At 45.2% G+C, this 15,910-nt stretch carries 12 protein-coding genes and 1 pseudogene; 10 read left to right on the top strand and 3 right to left on the bottom strand.

Translation table 11 applies throughout. The features are described 5' to 3' along the window. Positions 1-812: 812 nt before the first annotated feature. From ACKI4H_RS03170 to ACKI4H_RS03155, 4 genes and pseudogenes are all read left to right on the top strand, one after another. Positions 813-1,693, top strand: a pseudogene (locus ACKI4H_RS03170) (IS3 family transposase); the annotation flags it as partial. Positions 1,694-1,752: 59 nt separating this feature from the next. Continuing rightward, positions 1,753-2,004: a transposase gene (locus ACKI4H_RS03165; protein ID WP_407303859.1), complete on the top strand. Its 252-nt coding sequence runs from the start codon at positions 1,753-1,755 to the stop codon at positions 2,002-2,004. Positions 2,005-2,092: 88 nt separating this feature from the next. Continuing rightward, positions 2,093-2,263 (top strand): IS3 family transposase, encoded by a 171-nt coding sequence (locus tag ACKI4H_RS03160; RefSeq protein ID WP_407303858.1) that lies wholly within the window; start codon positions 2,093-2,095, stop codon positions 2,261-2,263. Between the two features lie 400 nt (positions 2,264-2,663). Then, positions 2,664-4,172 carry a carboxylesterase/lipase family protein gene (locus ACKI4H_RS03155; protein ID WP_407303856.1) on the top strand — a complete coding sequence of 503 codons (1,509 nt, stop codon included), beginning with the start codon at positions 2,664-2,666 and terminating at the stop codon, positions 4,170-4,172. 317 nt (positions 4,173-4,489) lie between these two features. On the opposite strand, the gene ACKI4H_RS03150 is transcribed toward ACKI4H_RS03155, so the two are convergent. The 3 genes from ACKI4H_RS03150 to ACKI4H_RS03140 form a co-directional block, all read right to left on the bottom strand. Next, positions 4,490-6,700, bottom strand: coding sequence for a hypothetical protein (locus ACKI4H_RS03150; protein WP_407303855.1), 2,211 nt, complete (start codon positions 6,698-6,700; stop codon positions 4,490-4,492). Further along, positions 6,693-7,217 (bottom strand): hypothetical protein, encoded by a 525-nt coding sequence (locus tag ACKI4H_RS03145; RefSeq protein ID WP_407303854.1) that lies wholly within the window; start codon positions 7,215-7,217, stop codon positions 6,693-6,695. Before ACKI4H_RS03145 ends, ACKI4H_RS03150 begins: the two co-directional genes overlap by 8 nt. A gap of 328 nt (positions 7,218-7,545) precedes the next feature. Beyond that, positions 7,546-8,430, bottom strand: coding sequence for a LysR family transcriptional regulator (locus tag ACKI4H_RS03140; protein ID WP_407303853.1), 885 nt, complete (start codon positions 8,428-8,430; stop codon positions 7,546-7,548). Between the two features lie 178 nt (positions 8,431-8,608). Here ACKI4H_RS03140 and ACKI4H_RS03135 point away from each other — a divergent pair, with 178 nt between their 5' ends. The 6 genes from ACKI4H_RS03135 (at position 8,609) to ACKI4H_RS03110 (ending at position 15,850) form a co-directional block, all read left to right on the top strand. Next, the gene (locus tag ACKI4H_RS03135) at positions 8,609-10,138 is read left to right on the top strand and encodes a CoA-acylating methylmalonate-semialdehyde dehydrogenase (protein ID WP_407303851.1); all 1,530 of its coding nucleotides are present in this window, start codon (positions 8,609-8,611) and stop codon (positions 10,136-10,138) included. A gap of 11 nt (positions 10,139-10,149) precedes the next feature. Beyond that, positions 10,150-11,040: a 3-hydroxyisobutyrate dehydrogenase gene (mmsB, locus tag ACKI4H_RS03130; protein WP_407303849.1), complete on the top strand. Its 891-nt coding sequence runs from the start codon at positions 10,150-10,152 to the stop codon at positions 11,038-11,040. 88 nt (positions 11,041-11,128) lie between these two features. Then, positions 11,129-12,778 carry an AMP-binding protein gene (locus ACKI4H_RS03125; protein WP_407303847.1) on the top strand — a complete coding sequence of 550 codons (1,650 nt, stop codon included), beginning with the start codon at positions 11,129-11,131 and terminating at the stop codon, positions 12,776-12,778. A 60-nt stretch (positions 12,779-12,838) separates the two neighbouring features. Beyond that, complete coding sequence (locus ACKI4H_RS03120; protein WP_407303846.1) at positions 12,839-13,966, top strand: acyl-CoA dehydrogenase family protein; 1,128 nt, start codon at positions 12,839-12,841, stop codon at positions 13,964-13,966. A 23-nt stretch (positions 13,967-13,989) separates the two neighbouring features. Further along, a complete protein-coding gene (locus tag ACKI4H_RS03115) occupies positions 13,990-14,763 on the top strand; it encodes an enoyl-CoA hydratase (RefSeq protein WP_407303844.1) in 774 nt (257 codons plus the stop codon). A gap of 25 nt (positions 14,764-14,788) precedes the next feature. Beyond that, the gene (locus tag ACKI4H_RS03110; RefSeq protein ID WP_407303843.1) at positions 14,789-15,850 is read left to right on the top strand and encodes an enoyl-CoA hydratase/isomerase family protein; all 1,062 of its coding nucleotides are present in this window, start codon (positions 14,789-14,791) and stop codon (positions 15,848-15,850) included. Positions 15,851-15,910 lie beyond the last annotated feature (60 nt).

Below are 15,910 nucleotides of genomic sequence, written 5' to 3'. Positions count from 1 at the left end.
AGGTGTTCCTGCTTCAGCTTGTTTCAAAATACTCATAATTAAGCTGTCTGAATATTTAGATATTTTCATAGAAAATCTCCTTGGATAAAGATTATTCGATTTTCTACTTTTAAACTCAATTATTTGCAGGGAGCATTACCTTTGCATTTTGAAACACTGTTCCTACACTTGAAAAAATAAGTACAAAAGGAAAGGTTCTATCTATATAAGGGTCTTTCCCGTACATAATATAATATAAGAAAGCTAATATAAAAATAAAATTCAAGCGATATTTTTAATAGAAAACCAATAATTCCACCCAGTATTACTAAAGATAATAGAAACCACATATATATTATGTTTGCTTTATCTTCTTTTGCTCCATATACAAGGTTGGTAAAAAGAACTGTGGTAAAACCGAAAATTAAACCAATTACACCAAAAAAATAATAACATATTCCACTATTTATAATTTAAATTAAAAGAAAAACACCGTTATCATGAAAACTTATCTCTAAATTTAAGTTTTTTTTATTAATTATCTGCATAAGAATTCCATCTGTAGAATTTTATTCTACCTTAATCTTTCTCACTCCCTATTTGTTCATGTATAAAGAAGGTAACTGCTTGTACAGTAATGCTATTAACTCTTTTCTCGTCATTAAACTCATCGCAGCACTTATATTAACCAGAGCCTTATCTTTCTTTCACATGCTGCAAATCTATGGTCTTGTGATCCTAGCCAAAATAATGGACAGCACTTCCCTCTAAAGATAGCGTAATGTTAACTTTGGAGTGAAGTAGGTGGCTATCTTGCGCAGCAGTGCTACTCAAGTCCTGAATTTAAACAACAAAATTGATTATGCACTTTCAAACTCACACGAGTCTGTAGCTACAATCGCCCAAAAACTAGGTGTGGGTTATTCAACCTTAGATAAATGGATTCGTGAAGCCAATCCAGTGGGTTCAAGCAAACGTCAAATTTCACCAGAACAACAGCGGATATTGGAATTAGAGAAAGAAGTCAAACAGCTTAGGGAATCTAATGACATCTTAAAAAAGCGCATGTGTACTTTCTGACAGATCATGCCAAGAAAAGTACACGGTAATTCAAGATTTGGATGTGAGTGAAATCACTGTATCTTCTGCCTGTAAATGCCTGGGTGTCAGTACTTCGGGTTATTATGCCTGGCGAAAACGCCAGACTAATACAATGCAGAAATATAATGACTTAAAAGCTGTATATTGGCAGCATCATGCACGATTGGGTGCACTTTCATTGGTACATGACATGCATGATTTAGGTTGCAGCATGAGCGAACGAACCGTTAGAAGAATGCTTAAAAAGCTTGGTTTACGTAGCAAAATTGCACGTAAATACAAGCATACGACTGATTCAAACCATCGTTTGCCTCCAGCACCCAATGTGTTGGATCGCCAATTTACAGTCACTCAGCCGAACAAGGTTTGGACAACGGATATGAGAAGCATTGCTTCGCAAGATATCCGTACCAAGCAAGGTTGGTTGTATTTATGTGTGATGCTGGATCTATTTAGTCGTCGTATTGTGGGTTGGCAAACCAGTCATCGAATAGACCGTCAATTGGTGTGTGAAGCATTTAATTATGCAATGGCTCGTCAGGGTTATCCAACGGGTATCATGGTGCATTCCCTTGAGAAGCTCAGTTTCGTGGACACCGAGGTTAGGTGTTTGGACTGTCACCACTCTCCTAGACAAATTTAGTCTATTCTTTTTGCATAGGAGAGAACCTTATGAGTGGACAACGATACACCCCGGAATTTAAAGATGAAGCTGTTAAATTGATTACCGAACGTGGCTATTCTGTCACTGATGTCGCAGAATGCTTAGGCGTATCACAACACAGCATTTATAAATGGCTAAAGGCAGTACAGCCTTTACATAACAACTCTGATGAACATGAACTGCTCGAGGCAAAAAAAGAAATCCTACGCCTTAAAAGTCAGCTCAAACAAACTGAAGAGGAACGGGACATCTTAAAGTGAAAGCACTGCTTTTACGCCGCTTTGCCAGCCTGCCCGAGTAAAGTATCAGTTTATCCTGGAATACAGCCATCAATTTAAGATTAAAACGATGTGTCGGGTTCTTAAGATTGCTCGTGCTGGCTACTATGCCTGGTTGCATGAACCCGAATCAGGCAGGACTATTGAAGATAAGCGGTTATTACAGCTCATCCGTTCTTCTTATGATGCCAGTTATGGTATCTACGGTTATCGCCGCATCACGCTGGATCTAAAAGAATGAGGTGAAAGCTGGGGACCTAATCGTGTGCTGAAGAACAATAGCATTGCCATTATTCGAGAATATAAAAATCATAAAAGTTATGGCTGTGGTCGTTCTCAGATTGTGCCACCAAATTACTTAAATCGAGACTTTTTATTATTTTTATGACCTGTTTCTATGCTAGAGCTGAAATAACCTCATGCCGCGGATGATCAAAAACTCGGAAATAAAGGGATGGGTTTTTGTTGAAAATATTGTCTTTTTAAAGATAAAAAAGAATCATTTTAAATTGTTAGTGTTAGCTAATTTCTTGAAGGCTCATTATTTTTAACAAAAAAAATCTCTTTAGTTTTTAGCCTTATTGTATTTCAGTAGCATACTGAACCTAAATTATGCAGGGCAGACTCCAGGAGGAATACGAATGGAATTTTTACTGTGCAGTGCACCGGCTCCCGTTGTCGACACCGAGGCGGGTAAGGTACAGGGTTACCCCACCAATGAGGGCATCAGCGTTTATAAAGGAATCCCCTATGCGGCGAACCCCTTTACCCCTGAACGACGGTTTCAGACCCCCCAGCCCATGCAGCCCTGGCAAGAGACAAAAGCGACCGTGTCCGACTGGCCTGTGCCACAGCCGGGATGGAGTCCTGCGCAACGGCCGGGCAGTAGCGCTGCGCAACGGCTAGTTGATCACGCTGGCGACTTAACCCTCAATATATGGCGGCCTGGCAATGGTGAAGAAAAATTGCCCGTCATGGTCTGGATCCCCGGAGGGGCCTGGATCAGGGAAGATGCCACGGAGTCCTTTTATGACGGAAGCGTGTTTGCTAAAAAAGGGGTCATGGTCGTCACGGTAAACTACAGGGTGGGCGTGGATGGGTTTATGCATTTTGCTGAACGTCCTGACAACCGTGGTATCGCGGACCAGATCGCAGCACTTAGATGGATTCAGCGTAATATCGCAAACTTCGGAGGCAATCCCGACAGAGTGACGCTCTTTGGGCAATCCGCAGGTGCAGGCAGTGTTGCCATCATTTTAGGCAATCCAGAGACCAAAGGGCTTTACCAGCAGGTGATTCTTCAGAGCCCTTCGATGAAGTGGCTTAGCCCGGCCGATGCAACCCGAATAACTCGGCAATTTACTGACAATCTGGGGATTCCTGCCGATCCCGAAGCCGTGGCTAAAGTACCTTTTGATGAATTGGATCAGAATGTCCTGAAAGTTGGGGAGCAGATCAAAGATGCTGCCCAATGGGGAAGGATTTCTCTTGGAGGCACGGCATTTTTGCCAGTTGCGGACGCTAAAATCATCGACAGAAGCCCAATGGAAGATCTGGCGAAGAATGACGGCAACCGTGTCCCTGTTATTGTGGGCAGCACCGACAGTGAGTACAGGTTATTTTTGATGCCCGGTGGCAGATTACAAAAAATCACGGATAAGGATGTGAACACGGTTATTAATGTCCTGGGACTCCCTGCAGATGCACTTCAGGCCTATACAAAAAACAGTATCAGCGCGGAGAACCCGGGTGACATTTACGCCCAGATCATGTCGGACTACACGTTCAGGATGCCTGCACTGAATATAGCCCGAATGATGAGCCGCAATCAAAATACGTGGTTTTATAACTTTTCCTGGCGGTCGCTGGCCTACAATGGTCGTCTGGGCGCCGCTCATTTTGTAGACGTACCGTTTACGTTCGGAACGATTCACACAAAAGAAGCGGAGACTTTTATCGGTACTAATCCACCGCAGTCCTTGTCTGACCGTATGAATAATGCCTGGGTCGCATTTGCTAAATATGGCAACCCGGGGTGGCCCCAATATTCAGACAAAGATAAAAAGACCATGATTTTTGACACCAAAAGCCGCGTGGAAACCCGCGCTGATCAACAAATCACGGCGCTGTGGGGAAATTTCCGGTACTGATGATCGCTCGCCGATACATAACGCTTAAGGTACCCTCACAGAGTACCTTAACGGAGGATGACATTCTTGCTTGGCAGTGCCACCGGTATTTGGTCTGGGGCGAACAAAAAACGAAATCATGATTGCATCAAAAGACTTTTCTTAAGTACATAGAAAATATTTTCATAGTGGGAAAAGGACGAACATTGTTGTACAAAGGAAACCCCGACTGATTTAATTAAAAATTTTGAAATCGGCTCAAAATTTCTAATTTTTGATGAGTTGTAACTCATATAGATTGGATTTGACTCGTTCTGTACTATGGCGATTTGGTGAACCTAGAAATCTTTGCTTTCACCACCCATCCCGTCAATCTGAAAGAAATCTTTCATCTCCTCCAAGGTATTCGCCAAGGTACGGTAGGTGTTTAAAGCCAGGCTTGAGTAAGCATTACCCATTTCCTGCTGATTCTTTTCATGGCCAAACAGCGCAAGAATTAAAGGTTCTTCAGCCTTGCCGGTGAGAAAGGCACGGGTGGTGTGCCTGAGCCAGTTGGCCTGTTCAAGCTGCATAGCTTCGGTAAATTCAGCGACAATCGCGGGGCTGAGAGATTGCCACTGATGATCTACATACACCGCAAGCAAAGGTTTTGTGCTATCCAGGATCTCATTGATGTGCCGGATAGCGTTTCCGACTAGTGCTTCCAGACTGCTGGCATTTCTCTGTAGATAGGCCAGATAACATTTCAGTTCATTGCGTAGAAAACTGCATAAGGGCAGAATGCGCCCATCCTCGTTTCGACCGTGAATTTCCTTGTCGGATACCCAGAACCAGCCCTGATCCAGATTGAAGTCTTTCAGGAAACCTGGAAAATCTTTCACCGGCCGTGCCCCGGTGAACAGTAGCAGGATATGCCAGAGCCAGATGTTGTAATGGTTATAGGCTGCAATAACATCAAACTCATGCATCGCCTTGATGCATTGGGCATAGAGATAGGCAAAGATACTGGTGACGGTTATAGCGGTTGGGGCTTTGAGGCTGCCAAAATTCTGCGAGTCTTCCCTGATCTGGAACAGCCGGGCCAGATCAGCAGACAATTGTCTCACCGTTTCCAGATACTGCGTCTGCAAGCGATAGACCGGATAAGAACAGTAGGAGATGGAGCAGGAGCGGTTGGCATCAATCCCCGTCAGGATATCGGCCAGCTGGGCATTGCCTGTCATCTGGTAAATGCAGGCATGCAGCAAGGTGCTTAACTTCTTGCTGGTGAGTGAGGGAATATACAGAGATTCCCGGCATTGCTGCAAAGCCTGTCTGATATGAGACTGTTCGAGCAGAGGCCGTGCTCTGAGTCCAAGGGGGAGTTCATCCGGTAAAGGCAGATCAAAGTAAGTGATCTGATTCTGTAAGGCTTCCTTATGCTGGAAGTGCATGGGGTCAAACAGGGTGAATCTGGAGCGCAGTACATAACCACTATCACTGCTCATCAAACGCTGCCGCTGATTCAGGCGTGAGGTGGTGGATTTCTGTAGCTTGAGCCATTCCTCGGTGGAATTACCGCTAAGTAGGCTGAGCAGGATAATCAGATAGGCTTTGTTTTTGTATTGCGCTGTACTGTATTGATTCCAGCAATGGGCAATCAGCAGCTGGATCGACTCAAGGTCAGGATAGTGATTGCTGCTACTAAAACGGTGTTGTAGCCGGACAATATGCTGCTGCATCAACCGGACTGATTGTTGCTGGACCGGTCTGGAGTTTTTGCACAGCGGCGAAACCTCAGCAGTATCGATCTGATAGGTTTGTACCTGCTGATGATCGGTTAACTGTTCATACTGCAGGGAGCGGATTTGTTCCGAGGTAGGCAATTCCTGAATCACCAGCAGGCTGTCTGATTCATCCAGGGCATATTGTTCAAGGCGTCGCTGGTTTGAATGGTGATGTCCTGATTTTTTCGGGGCCAGATTGAGGACATAGCTATAGGCCCGTCTGATCTCCTGAATGAGATTAAACTGGAATGTATCCAGGGCACTGGACTGTTCCAGTTCACAAAGCTGCTGAACAAAAGCCTCAAGTGAGGTGGGTATTTGCGGAAGTTGCTCCCATAACCATAAATAGAGTTTGTCATATTTAAACAGTTTTCCGTTTTGCTCTGCCTTATGCAGTGCCTGAGAGGCCAGACGGAAGCGGTTGACTAATGTGGTGATGGTGGCTTGATGTTCAGTGGCGGCAGAAGGATTGATGCTGATTAAAATGCAGCATGCAACCAGCGTATTTATGCCCCATTGGTAGGCTTGAGTTTCCGGACTGAACTGTTTTAGGTAGTACAGATAGCTGCTGATCGGTTGTCTGGTCAAATGCGGCTTTTGATCAGGGAAATGAATCTCTGCATTCTCTAAGGCGAAAGGAGCATTTGTGTCAGGCAATAAGGACTGCAGCCCCTCAAGAGACGGTATCTGACCCAACATATGACAACCAAAATCATGAAAAACCTGTGGGGCATCTTCGAGTGCTAACAGTCTGGTTAGGATAGTTTGAACAGACTCAGGCATACTCTGTCCTCCAGAACATCGAAGGATCAATCTGCGGATGTTTTAGCGCTTCACATTTGGCTTTAAGTCTAGAAAGCTTAAGTCGATACTCACTATCGATTTGCTGTTGACGATAGTTGAGTTGATTGCGTGTACACCCCAGAATCTTTGCCAGCAGCTCCATTGACAGAGTGGTACGAGGTTTGTGGTAGATATCACAGTTCAGATCATAAATAAGGGTTCTGCTGAGATGCCGGTTTAACAACCTCAGCAACCGGTTAGGGAAGATCTGATCGATATTAATTTTGGACTGAGTCAATGTCGCAATGAATACCTGGGAGAGCTGAAAATGGATCTCCTCACCATCCAGTTTTTCAGCCTGAGCCAGCAGTTTTTTTCGGGCAACTGTAAATGACCGGCTAGCTTGCTGAGTTGACAATAAAGAAGGCATTGCCTGGGTCACTTCACTCATACAAAGATTGAGGCCTTGCACTAATTTCATCAAGTGATCTTCTTTCTCTGACGTTTTTGTTTTCATAGAGGTGTCTTATTATTTTTATGCCTGTCTCTATGATAAAAGTTATTTATATCTTCTGACTGTTTGATCAAAAACTTGGGAATAAAGGGGCAGGTTTTTGTTGAAAAAATGGTGATTTTTATAAAATTATGTATGTGTCAATTTATAAAAATGAATTCATAAAATGAAAAATATGATTTTTTAATTGATTAAATCTGATCGGTTCTAAGTCGTATTGTATTATCTCTACAATGATCAACACGATTATTGAGAAGGTGATTTTACTCAATGTGATGACGAACTTTAGACAATCAACAGCAATGAAAATAGCCTAAGAAATAAGCATATTTTATTTTCCCATTAACAAATTTTGCTGAACATCAGCCTGTTTACGCAGGAAATCCCAGACCAGTTTAATTTTCGGTTCGTGTTGCAGATCGACCAGCGTCAGCATCCAGAAAGTGTGGGTAAAACTGACCTGATCGCCCAGAACCTCTTCCAGTTCGCTTTTATCATGAACCAGAAATTTCGGTAAAATCGCTAGTCCGGCACCCGCACTGACGGCAATTTGCTGGGCCAGAATACTGTTACTGCGAAAACATGCAGTCAATTGCAGCGGCAAGCGTTCTAATGAATATAGTGCGGAGCTATAGACCAGATCATCAATATAATCGACAAAACGGTGCTGCTTGAGGTCTTCCAGTTTTTTAATTTTCGGATTTTTCTGTAAATAATGCTGGCTGCCATACAGCTTTAGACAGTAATTGGAGAGCCGGGTAATGATATAGGGACCAGATTTGGGCCGGTCAATCGCGATGACAATATCAGCTTCACGATGTGAAAGTTTGATCGCTTTCGGCACCGGAATCAGGTCAATGGTCAGCAAAGGGTAGTGCTGTGAAAACTCGGCCAGTAACCGCGCTAAAAATACCGTACCGAAACCTTCTGGCGCCCCAATACGCACTCGGCCTTGCAATGGATCGTGGCGCTTGTCAATCTGGATAAAGGACTGCTCCATCTGTTCCACACGCGGCACCAGTGCCAGACCTTCTGAGGTCAGTTCATAGCCGGTGGCCTCACGCTTAAATAGTTGAATACCCAAGGTATTTTCTAGAGCCTGAATACGCCGTGCCACGGTACTGTGTTCAACCCCAATCAAGCGTGCTGCATTGGTGAGCGTTTTAGCACGTGCCAAAACCAAAAAAAAGCGTAAATGATCCCAATCTACTTTCATTTTTTTATTTAACATCCTGTTAAATTGCTGTGCATATTTGCACATCCATCGTGCATCAATTTCTATTGGTGGTCAAAGTGTTCTTTGTTAGTCTGCTTAAACAGCGTAAAAAATAATACGTTTAAAACAGCCAGTAAAGGCAGATACAACGACAATAACAAACTAGCACGGAGCGACCATGAACGCTATTCATCATCCACTGCAAAGTACCGGATTTACCACCGCCAAACTCCTTATTAATGGTGAATTTGTCGAATCAAAAACCAGCCATTGGCAAGATATTGTGAATCCTGCAACTCAGGAAGTGTTGGGTCAGGTACCTTTTGCTACCGCAGAAGAAGTCAATGCCGCCATTGCTGCCGCACAGAATGCCTTTGCCAGCTGGCGCCATACCCCGATTCAGGCACGTATGCGGATCATGCTGAAACTGCAGGATCTGATTCGTACTAACTTAAAAGGTATTGCGCAAGTATTAACGGCGGAACAGGGTAAAACACTGGCAGATGCCGAAGGTGATATCCAGCGTGGTCTAGAAGTGGTGGAGCATGCCTGTTCTATCGGTTCACTACAAATGGGTGAATATATTGAAGGGGTGGCACGCGGTGTTGATACCTATACCTTGCAGCAACCCCTAGGTGTCTGTGCAGGGATTACACCGTTTAACTTCCCGGCGATGATTCCACTGTGGATGTTCCCGATGGCGATTGCCTGCGGCAATACATTTGTCTTAAAACCCTCAGAACAAGATCCGCTATCGACCATGATGCTGGTCGAACTGGCGATTCAGGCAGGCGTACCTGCTGGTGTGCTAAATGTAGTGCATGGCGGTAAAGAAGTGGTTGATCTGCTGTGTACCCATCGCGATATCAAAGCCATTTCCTTTGTCGGTTCGACCGCTGTGGGTACGCATGTGTATAACCTGGCGGGACAACACGGTAAACGTGTACAGTCGATGATGGGAGCCAAAAACCACGTTGTAGTCATGCCGGATGCCAATAAAGAACAGACTTTAAATGCTTTGGTCGGTGCAGCCTTTGGTGCAGCCGGTCAGCGTTGTATGGCACTTTCAGTGACTGTAATGGTCGGTGAAACCAAGCATTGGGTCGATGAACTGGTTAATAAAACCAAAACCTTAAAGGTGAATGCCGGGCATGAGCCGAATACCGATGTTGGACCAGTGATTTCAACCCGTGCCAAAGCCCGTGTCATAGATTTAATTAACAGTGGCGTTGAACAAGGCGCTGAACTGCTACTGGATGGCCGTGATGTACAGGTTCCAGGCTATGAGCAGGGTAATTTTGTCGGACCCACGATTTTTAATCAGGTCACGACCGATATGCGAATCTATAAAGAAGAAGTGTTTGGTCCTGTACTGGCGATCATGCATGTCGACACTTTAGAGCAAGCAATTGAGTTGATTAATGCCAATCCATTTGGTAATGGCGTTGGGCTCTTTACTCAAAATGGCAATACTGCACGTACATTCCAGAATCAGATTGATATTGGTCAGGTCGGCATCAACATTCCAATTCCTGTCCCTGTACCTTTTTTCAGCTTTACCGGTTCGCGTGGTTCAAAACTTGGTGATTTAGGTCCTTATGGCAAGCAGGCAGTGCAGTTTTATACCCAGACCAAAACCATTACCAGCCGCTGGTTTGAAGATGATCAGGAAACCACAGGTGTCAATACCACGATCAGTCTGCGTTAAGGAGCATGAGCATGAAGATTGCATTTATTGGTTTAGGCAACATGGGCGGCTCCATGGCACAGAACCTGCTCAAGGCAGGCCATCAGGTATTTGGTTATGACTTGAGTGAAGTGGCTTTACAGCATTTTGCACAAGCGGGCGGTGTGGTCTGCGACAGTCCACAAGCAGCCGCGAAGCAGGCAGATATCGTGGTCAGCATGTTGCCTGCAGCCAAGCATGTACGTGAGGTTTATCTCGGTGAACACGGTATTCTGAACGTACTTCAAGCGGGCAGTTTGTGTATTGATAGCAGTACCATTGACCCGCAAACCATTCAGGAGATTGCCGCAGCAGGTCAGGCCAGACAGATTCGCATCTGTGATGCACCTGTATCCGGGGGGACTTTGGGCGCCAAAGATGGCACCTTAACCTTTATGGTTGGTGCAGACGATGCCACTTTTGAAGCCGTTAAACCGGTTCTCAGCTGTATGGGAAAAAATCTGGTGCATTGTGGCGCTGTTGGAACAGGACAGGTGGCAAAAATCTGTAATAACCTAATTCTGGGTATTTCCATGACTGCCGTTGCAGAAGGGATGGCACTTGGAGCCAAACTGGGAATTGATCCTCAGGCTCTGGCTGGCGTAATTAATAGTTCAACCGGGCGTTGCTGGAGTTCTGAAATTTATAATCCCTGGCCGGATATCTGTGCCAATGCGCCGTCATCACGAGGTTATACAGACGGTTTTGCAGCACAGCTGATGCTTAAAGATTTGGGTCTGGCCGTCGATGCAGCAAAACAGGTTGACCAGCCGATTGTACTTGGCAGCATGGTACAAAAACTCTATCAGCAACTGTGTCAGGAAGGCGATGCCCATCTGGATTTTTCCAGTATCATACATCAATACACCACGCCACCTGCTTAAAACTTGAAATATCCAGATGAAGCAAGGATTCGCTTCATTAACAATACTCTGTCACTAATAACGATAAATTCAGGCTGAGGTTTGTAAAATGTTAGATTATCAAAAAACGGTTCAAAATTTTGATTTAAATACGGTTACAAAGCAGTATCTGTCCGGTTCAATGCAGGCGTTAAATGCCTGTTATGAATGTTGCGATCGTCATGCCGACTCCGATGCAGTTGCCTTGTACTGGTACGGCAAAGATGGCCGCAAAGAACAATATAGCTTTCGCGAACTGAAGAAATATTCCAGTCAGTTTGCCAATTTCCTTAAGTCTCAAGGTATTGGCAAAGGTGACCGCGTTTCCGGTTTATTGCCACGTACCCCAGAGCTGATCATTACCATTTTAGCGACCTGGCGCATGGGTGCAGTGTATCAACCTTTATTTACCGCCTTTGGTCCTAAAGCCATTGAGCATCGCATTCAGCTGGCGCAAAGCAAGCTGGTGGTGACCGATCTGGCGAATCGGGAGAAATTAACCGAGATTAGCAACTGCCCTCCGATTGTGACGGTACATGCCGAAACGCAGGCCGAAGCCTATCCGCAAGATATGAGTTTCTGGACGGTGTTGAACCGGCAAGCTGAAAACTGTGAACTGGAAATGCTCAGTATCGATGAGCCATTTTTATTGATGTTTACCTCTGGAACCACCGGACCGGCAAAGCCCTTAAAAGTTCCACTTAAAGCGCTGATTGCTTTTGCCGGCTACATGCACAATGCCATCGGTCTAACTGAGGATGATGCTTTCTGGAATATTGCCGATCCGGGCTGGGCTTATGGCTTGTACTACGCTATTACTGGACCGTTATTGCTCGGCCATTCTACCTTTTTTTATGAAGGCGGTTTTAATGCAGAAAGTGTCTGCGAAATTGTCAAGGAATATGGTATTACCAATCTGGCCGGTGCGCCAACAGCTTACCGCATGATGATGGCGGCTGATCCTGCACAGATGGCACAGTTGCGCGGCAAATTACGCGTCGTCAGCAGTGCAGGCGAACCCTTGAATCCGGAAGTGATCCGTTGGTTTAAGGAGTTGCTGGATGTACCGATTTATGACCATTATGGCCAGACTGAAGTTGGGATGGTGGTGTGCAATCATCATGCTCTGGAACATCCGGTCCGTTCAGGTTCGGCAGGTTTTGCCAGTCCCGGTTATCGAATTGCGGTCGTAGATGAACAGGGTTATGAATTAACGGCTGATCAACCGGGCGTCCTCGCAGTGGATATCAGTCAATCTCCAATGATGTGGTTCTCGGGTTATGAAGAAAGCTGTAAATCGCCATTTATTGGACACTACTATTTAACAGGGGATACCGCAGAAATTCATGCCGATGGCAGTATGAGCTTTGTCGGGCGTAGTGATGATGTCATTACAACCTCAGGCTATCGCGTGGGGCCATTTGATGTAGAAAGTGCCTTACTGGAGCATGATGCGGTAATCGAAGCCGCCGTCATTGGCGTACCTGATCCTGAACGTACCGAAGTCATCAAAGCCTTTGTGATTCTGGCAAATAATTTTGCAGCTTCGCCCCATCTGGAAGAAGAACTGGGCCAGTTTGTGAAAAAGCGTTTGTCTGCACATGCCTATCCACGCCTGATTGAATTTGTCACTGAATTGCCAAAAACCCCGAGCGGTAAGATTCAGCGCTTTTTACTGCGCAATCAGGAAATCAACAAGCAGCAGGTGAAGACCGCATAAATCAACCAAAGCAAGCAAATTGAATAAAAGATCGAATTAAAGAGATTGAAGGAAGAATCAATGCAATTTACGGAAGAGCAACAACTGATTCAGGATATGGCCAAAAGCTTCGCCCAGGAACAGATTAAACCCTTTGCCGGCGAGTGGGACCAAAAAGACATATTCCCTAAACAGACCTTGTCTCAAATGGGCGAATTAGGTTTTTTGGGCATGCTGATTCCAGAAGAATGGGGCGGTTCGGGTACAGGCACGCTGGCTTATGTACTGGCCCTTGAAGAAGTGGCAGCCGCAGATGGGGCAACTTCAGCCATCATGAGCGTACACAACTCGGTGGGTTGTGTGCCGATTCTCAAGTTTGGAACTGAACAGCAAAAGCAGCAGTTTTTAAAACCTTTGGCCCAAGGGGAAATGATTGGTGCCTTTGCCTTGACCGAACCGCATGCCGGTTCGGATGCCGCCGCAATTAAAACCCGGGCAGTCAAAGATGGTGATCACTACATTATCAATGGTGCCAAACAGTTTATTACCTCTGGACATAATGCCGGGATGATTATTGTCTTTGCCGTGACAGATCCAGGTGCAGGTAAAAAGGGCATGAGTGCCTTTTTAGTCCCGCGCGATACGCCAGGTTATGAAGTGATCCGGGTGGAAGAAAAACTGGGCCTGCATGCTTCGGATACCTGCCAGATTGCCTTAACCGATGTCCGCATTCATGAAAGTTTAAGACTTGGTGCAGAAGGCGAAGGCCTGAAAATTGCCCTAGCCAATCTGGAAGGCGGGCGGATCGGTATTGCTGCACAAGCAGTGGGGCTGGCACGGGCTGCTTTAGAAGAAGCCACCAAATATGCGCATGATCGTGTGGCTTTTGGCAAACCGATTTTTGAGCAGCAGGCGATTTCTTTCCGGTTGGCCAGCATGGCCACCGAAATTGAAGCTGCACGTCAACTGGTACATTTTGCCGCAGGTAAAAAGGAAGCCGGTGAAAGCTGTTTAACAGAAGCATCCATGGCCAAGTTATTTGCTTCGGAAATGGCAGAACGTGTCTGCTCCAAAGCTTTACAGATTTTTGGCGGTTACGGTTATCTGAAAGATTTCCCGATTGAACGTATTTATCGAGATGCACGTATTTGTCAGATTTATGAAGGCACTAGCGATATTCAACGTCTGGTAATTGCACGCAGTTTATAACTCATTTTAAAGGGATTTTTATCATGCAATTGCAAACTATTTTACTTGAACAGCGTAACGGTGTCGGGCTGATTACTTTAAACCGTCCGCAAGCGTTAAATGCCTTGAATAACCAGCTGATTGTCGAGGTCAATCAGGCACTGGATCAGCTGGAAAAAGACCCGCAGATTGGCTGCATTGTGATTGCCGGTTCGGAAAAAGCCTTTGCCGCCGGTGCCGATATCAAAGAAATGGCAGATCTGAATTTTCCGCAAATTTATCTGGATGATTTTTTCAGTCTGGCAGATCGAATTGCCCAGCGCCGTAAACCTTTAATTGCTGCGGTGAGTGGCTATGCCTTGGGCGGTGGTTGTGAATTGGCCTTAATGTGCGACTTTATTTACTGCGCCGATAATGCAAAGTTTGGTTTACCTGAAGTCACCTTAGGCGTATTGCCGGGCATTGGTGGAACCCAGCGTTTAACTCTGGCAATCGGTAAAGCTAAAGCCATGGAAATGTGCCTGACTGCACGACAAATGGGAGCGCAAGAAGCGGAGCAAAGTGGTCTGGTCGCACGTGTCTTTGCCAAAGAAGAATTACTGGAACAGACACTGCAAGCCGCGGAAAAGATTGCCGAAAAATCCTTACCTGCAGTGATGATGATTAAAGAGTCGATTAATCGGGCCTTTGAATTGAGCCTGGCCGAAGGCTTGCGCTTTGAACGACGGGTATTCCATTCAATTTTTGCCGGTTCTGACCAAAAAGAAGGCATGCAGGCTTTTGTGGAAAAACGTCCAGCCCGATTTACCCATCAATAGGAAATTCATAATAGGAACAAAAATAATGAGTGATGAAAATAATTTAGTGATTCGGGTAGCAGGGGGGCTGGGCATCATCAGCCTGGACCGAACCAGCCATTTAAATGCTTTAACCCTGCCGATGATTCAAGGTATTCAGTCGCAATTAGATCAGTGGCGCCATGCTCCAGAGGTGCAAGCCATCCTGATCAATTCTAATAGTCAAAAAGCATTCTGTGCTGGAGGTGATATCCGTTATTTGTATGACAGTTATCAGGCTGGAAATACCCAGTATCAGGATTTTTTTGCCACTGAATATAGCATGCTAAGCACGCTGCGCAATTTTCCAAAGGCCGTCATCGTGATGATGGATGGCTATGTTCTGGGTGGTGGCTTTGGTCTGGCTCAGGCATGTCATATCAAGGTGAGCAGTGAAAAATCACGCTTTGCCATGCCAGAAACGGCTATTGGATTTTTCCCGGATGTTGGTGCAACCCACTTTTTATCCCGACTGGATGATGTAGGCGTTTATATGGCATTGACAGGTGAGCAGATCAGCAGCAGTGATGCACTATATCTGGATCTGGTCGACTATCATGTGCCGAGTGAACATTTTGCTGAACTGGAAGCGGCATTGATTGCTGCGCCTGTATTAAATCAGATTGAAATCCAAAAAATCATCAGTGCGTATATTACCCATCCGGTAGAAAGCGAGTTGCAAAAACGTGCAAATCTGATTAGCCAGCATTTTGGTCATTCAAACCTCGATGAGATTGAGCAGAGCCTGACGTATGCAAGTAGTGCAACCGATCAGGACTGGGCAGATAAAATGCTGGCTATCTTGCAGCAGCGTCCGGTCATGGCCAAGCAAACCAGCTTGAAGTTACAGCAAGCCGGACAGGATTTGTCGCTGGAAAAATGTATGCAGCTTGAGCGGGACTTACAAGACATCTGGTTAGAGCAGGGCGACTTTATTGAAGGTGTGCGTGCACTGATTATTGATAAGGATAAAAATCCACAATGGCAAACTGATAATTCAAAATTTGAAAAAGTTTTGGAAAAGTTAGGGCTGGCGTGGAATAAGCAGCCTATAGAAAATATCTATTAATATTGATACGTAGATCTCCTTCATAAATTTGATTAATGAAAGGCTTAAGTTTGATCTCTT

It is taken from the genome of Acinetobacter sp., from assembly GCF_045628685.1.
GTDB lineage: Bacteria > Pseudomonadota > Gammaproteobacteria > Pseudomonadales > Moraxellaceae > Acinetobacter.
This window is presented reverse-complemented; position numbering and strand designations above follow the sequence as displayed.

What these genes read in the sequence shown, in the direction of transcription:
- ACKI4H_RS03150 (WP_407303855.1), bottom strand. Translation starts at nt 6,700, where the DNA reads ATGCCTGAGTCTGTTCAAACTATCCTAACCAGACTGTTAGCACTCGAA.
- ACKI4H_RS03140 (WP_407303853.1), bottom strand. Translation starts at nt 8,430, where the DNA reads ATGAAAGTAGATTGGGATCATTTACGCTTTTTTTTGGTTTTGGCACGT.
- mmsB (WP_407303849.1), top strand. Translation starts at nt 10,150, where the DNA reads ATGAAGATTGCATTTATTGGTTTAGGCAACATGGGCGGCTCCATGGCA.
- ACKI4H_RS03110 (WP_407303843.1), top strand. Translation starts at nt 14,789, where the DNA reads ATGAGTGATGAAAATAATTTAGTGATTCGGGTAGCAGGGGGGCTGGGC.
- ACKI4H_RS03165 (WP_407303859.1), top strand. Translation starts at nt 1,753, where the DNA reads ATGAGTGGACAACGATACACCCCGGAATTTAAAGATGAAGCTGTTAAA.
- ACKI4H_RS03135 (WP_407303851.1), top strand. Translation starts at nt 8,609, where the DNA reads ATGAACGCTATTCATCATCCACTGCAAAGTACCGGATTTACCACCGCC.
- ACKI4H_RS03120 (WP_407303846.1), top strand. Translation starts at nt 12,839, where the DNA reads ATGCAATTTACGGAAGAGCAACAACTGATTCAGGATATGGCCAAAAGC.
- ACKI4H_RS03145 (WP_407303854.1), bottom strand. Translation starts at nt 7,217, where the DNA reads ATGAAAACAAAAACGTCAGAGAAAGAAGATCACTTGATGAAATTAGTG.
- ACKI4H_RS03160 (WP_407303858.1), top strand. Translation starts at nt 2,093, where the DNA reads ATGTGTCGGGTTCTTAAGATTGCTCGTGCTGGCTACTATGCCTGGTTG.
- ACKI4H_RS03125 (WP_407303847.1), top strand. Translation starts at nt 11,129, where the DNA reads ATGTTAGATTATCAAAAAACGGTTCAAAATTTTGATTTAAATACGGTT.
- ACKI4H_RS03155 (WP_407303856.1), top strand. Translation starts at nt 2,664, where the DNA reads ATGGAATTTTTACTGTGCAGTGCACCGGCTCCCGTTGTCGACACCGAG.
- ACKI4H_RS03115 (WP_407303844.1), top strand. Translation starts at nt 13,990, where the DNA reads ATGCAATTGCAAACTATTTTACTTGAACAGCGTAACGGTGTCGGGCTG.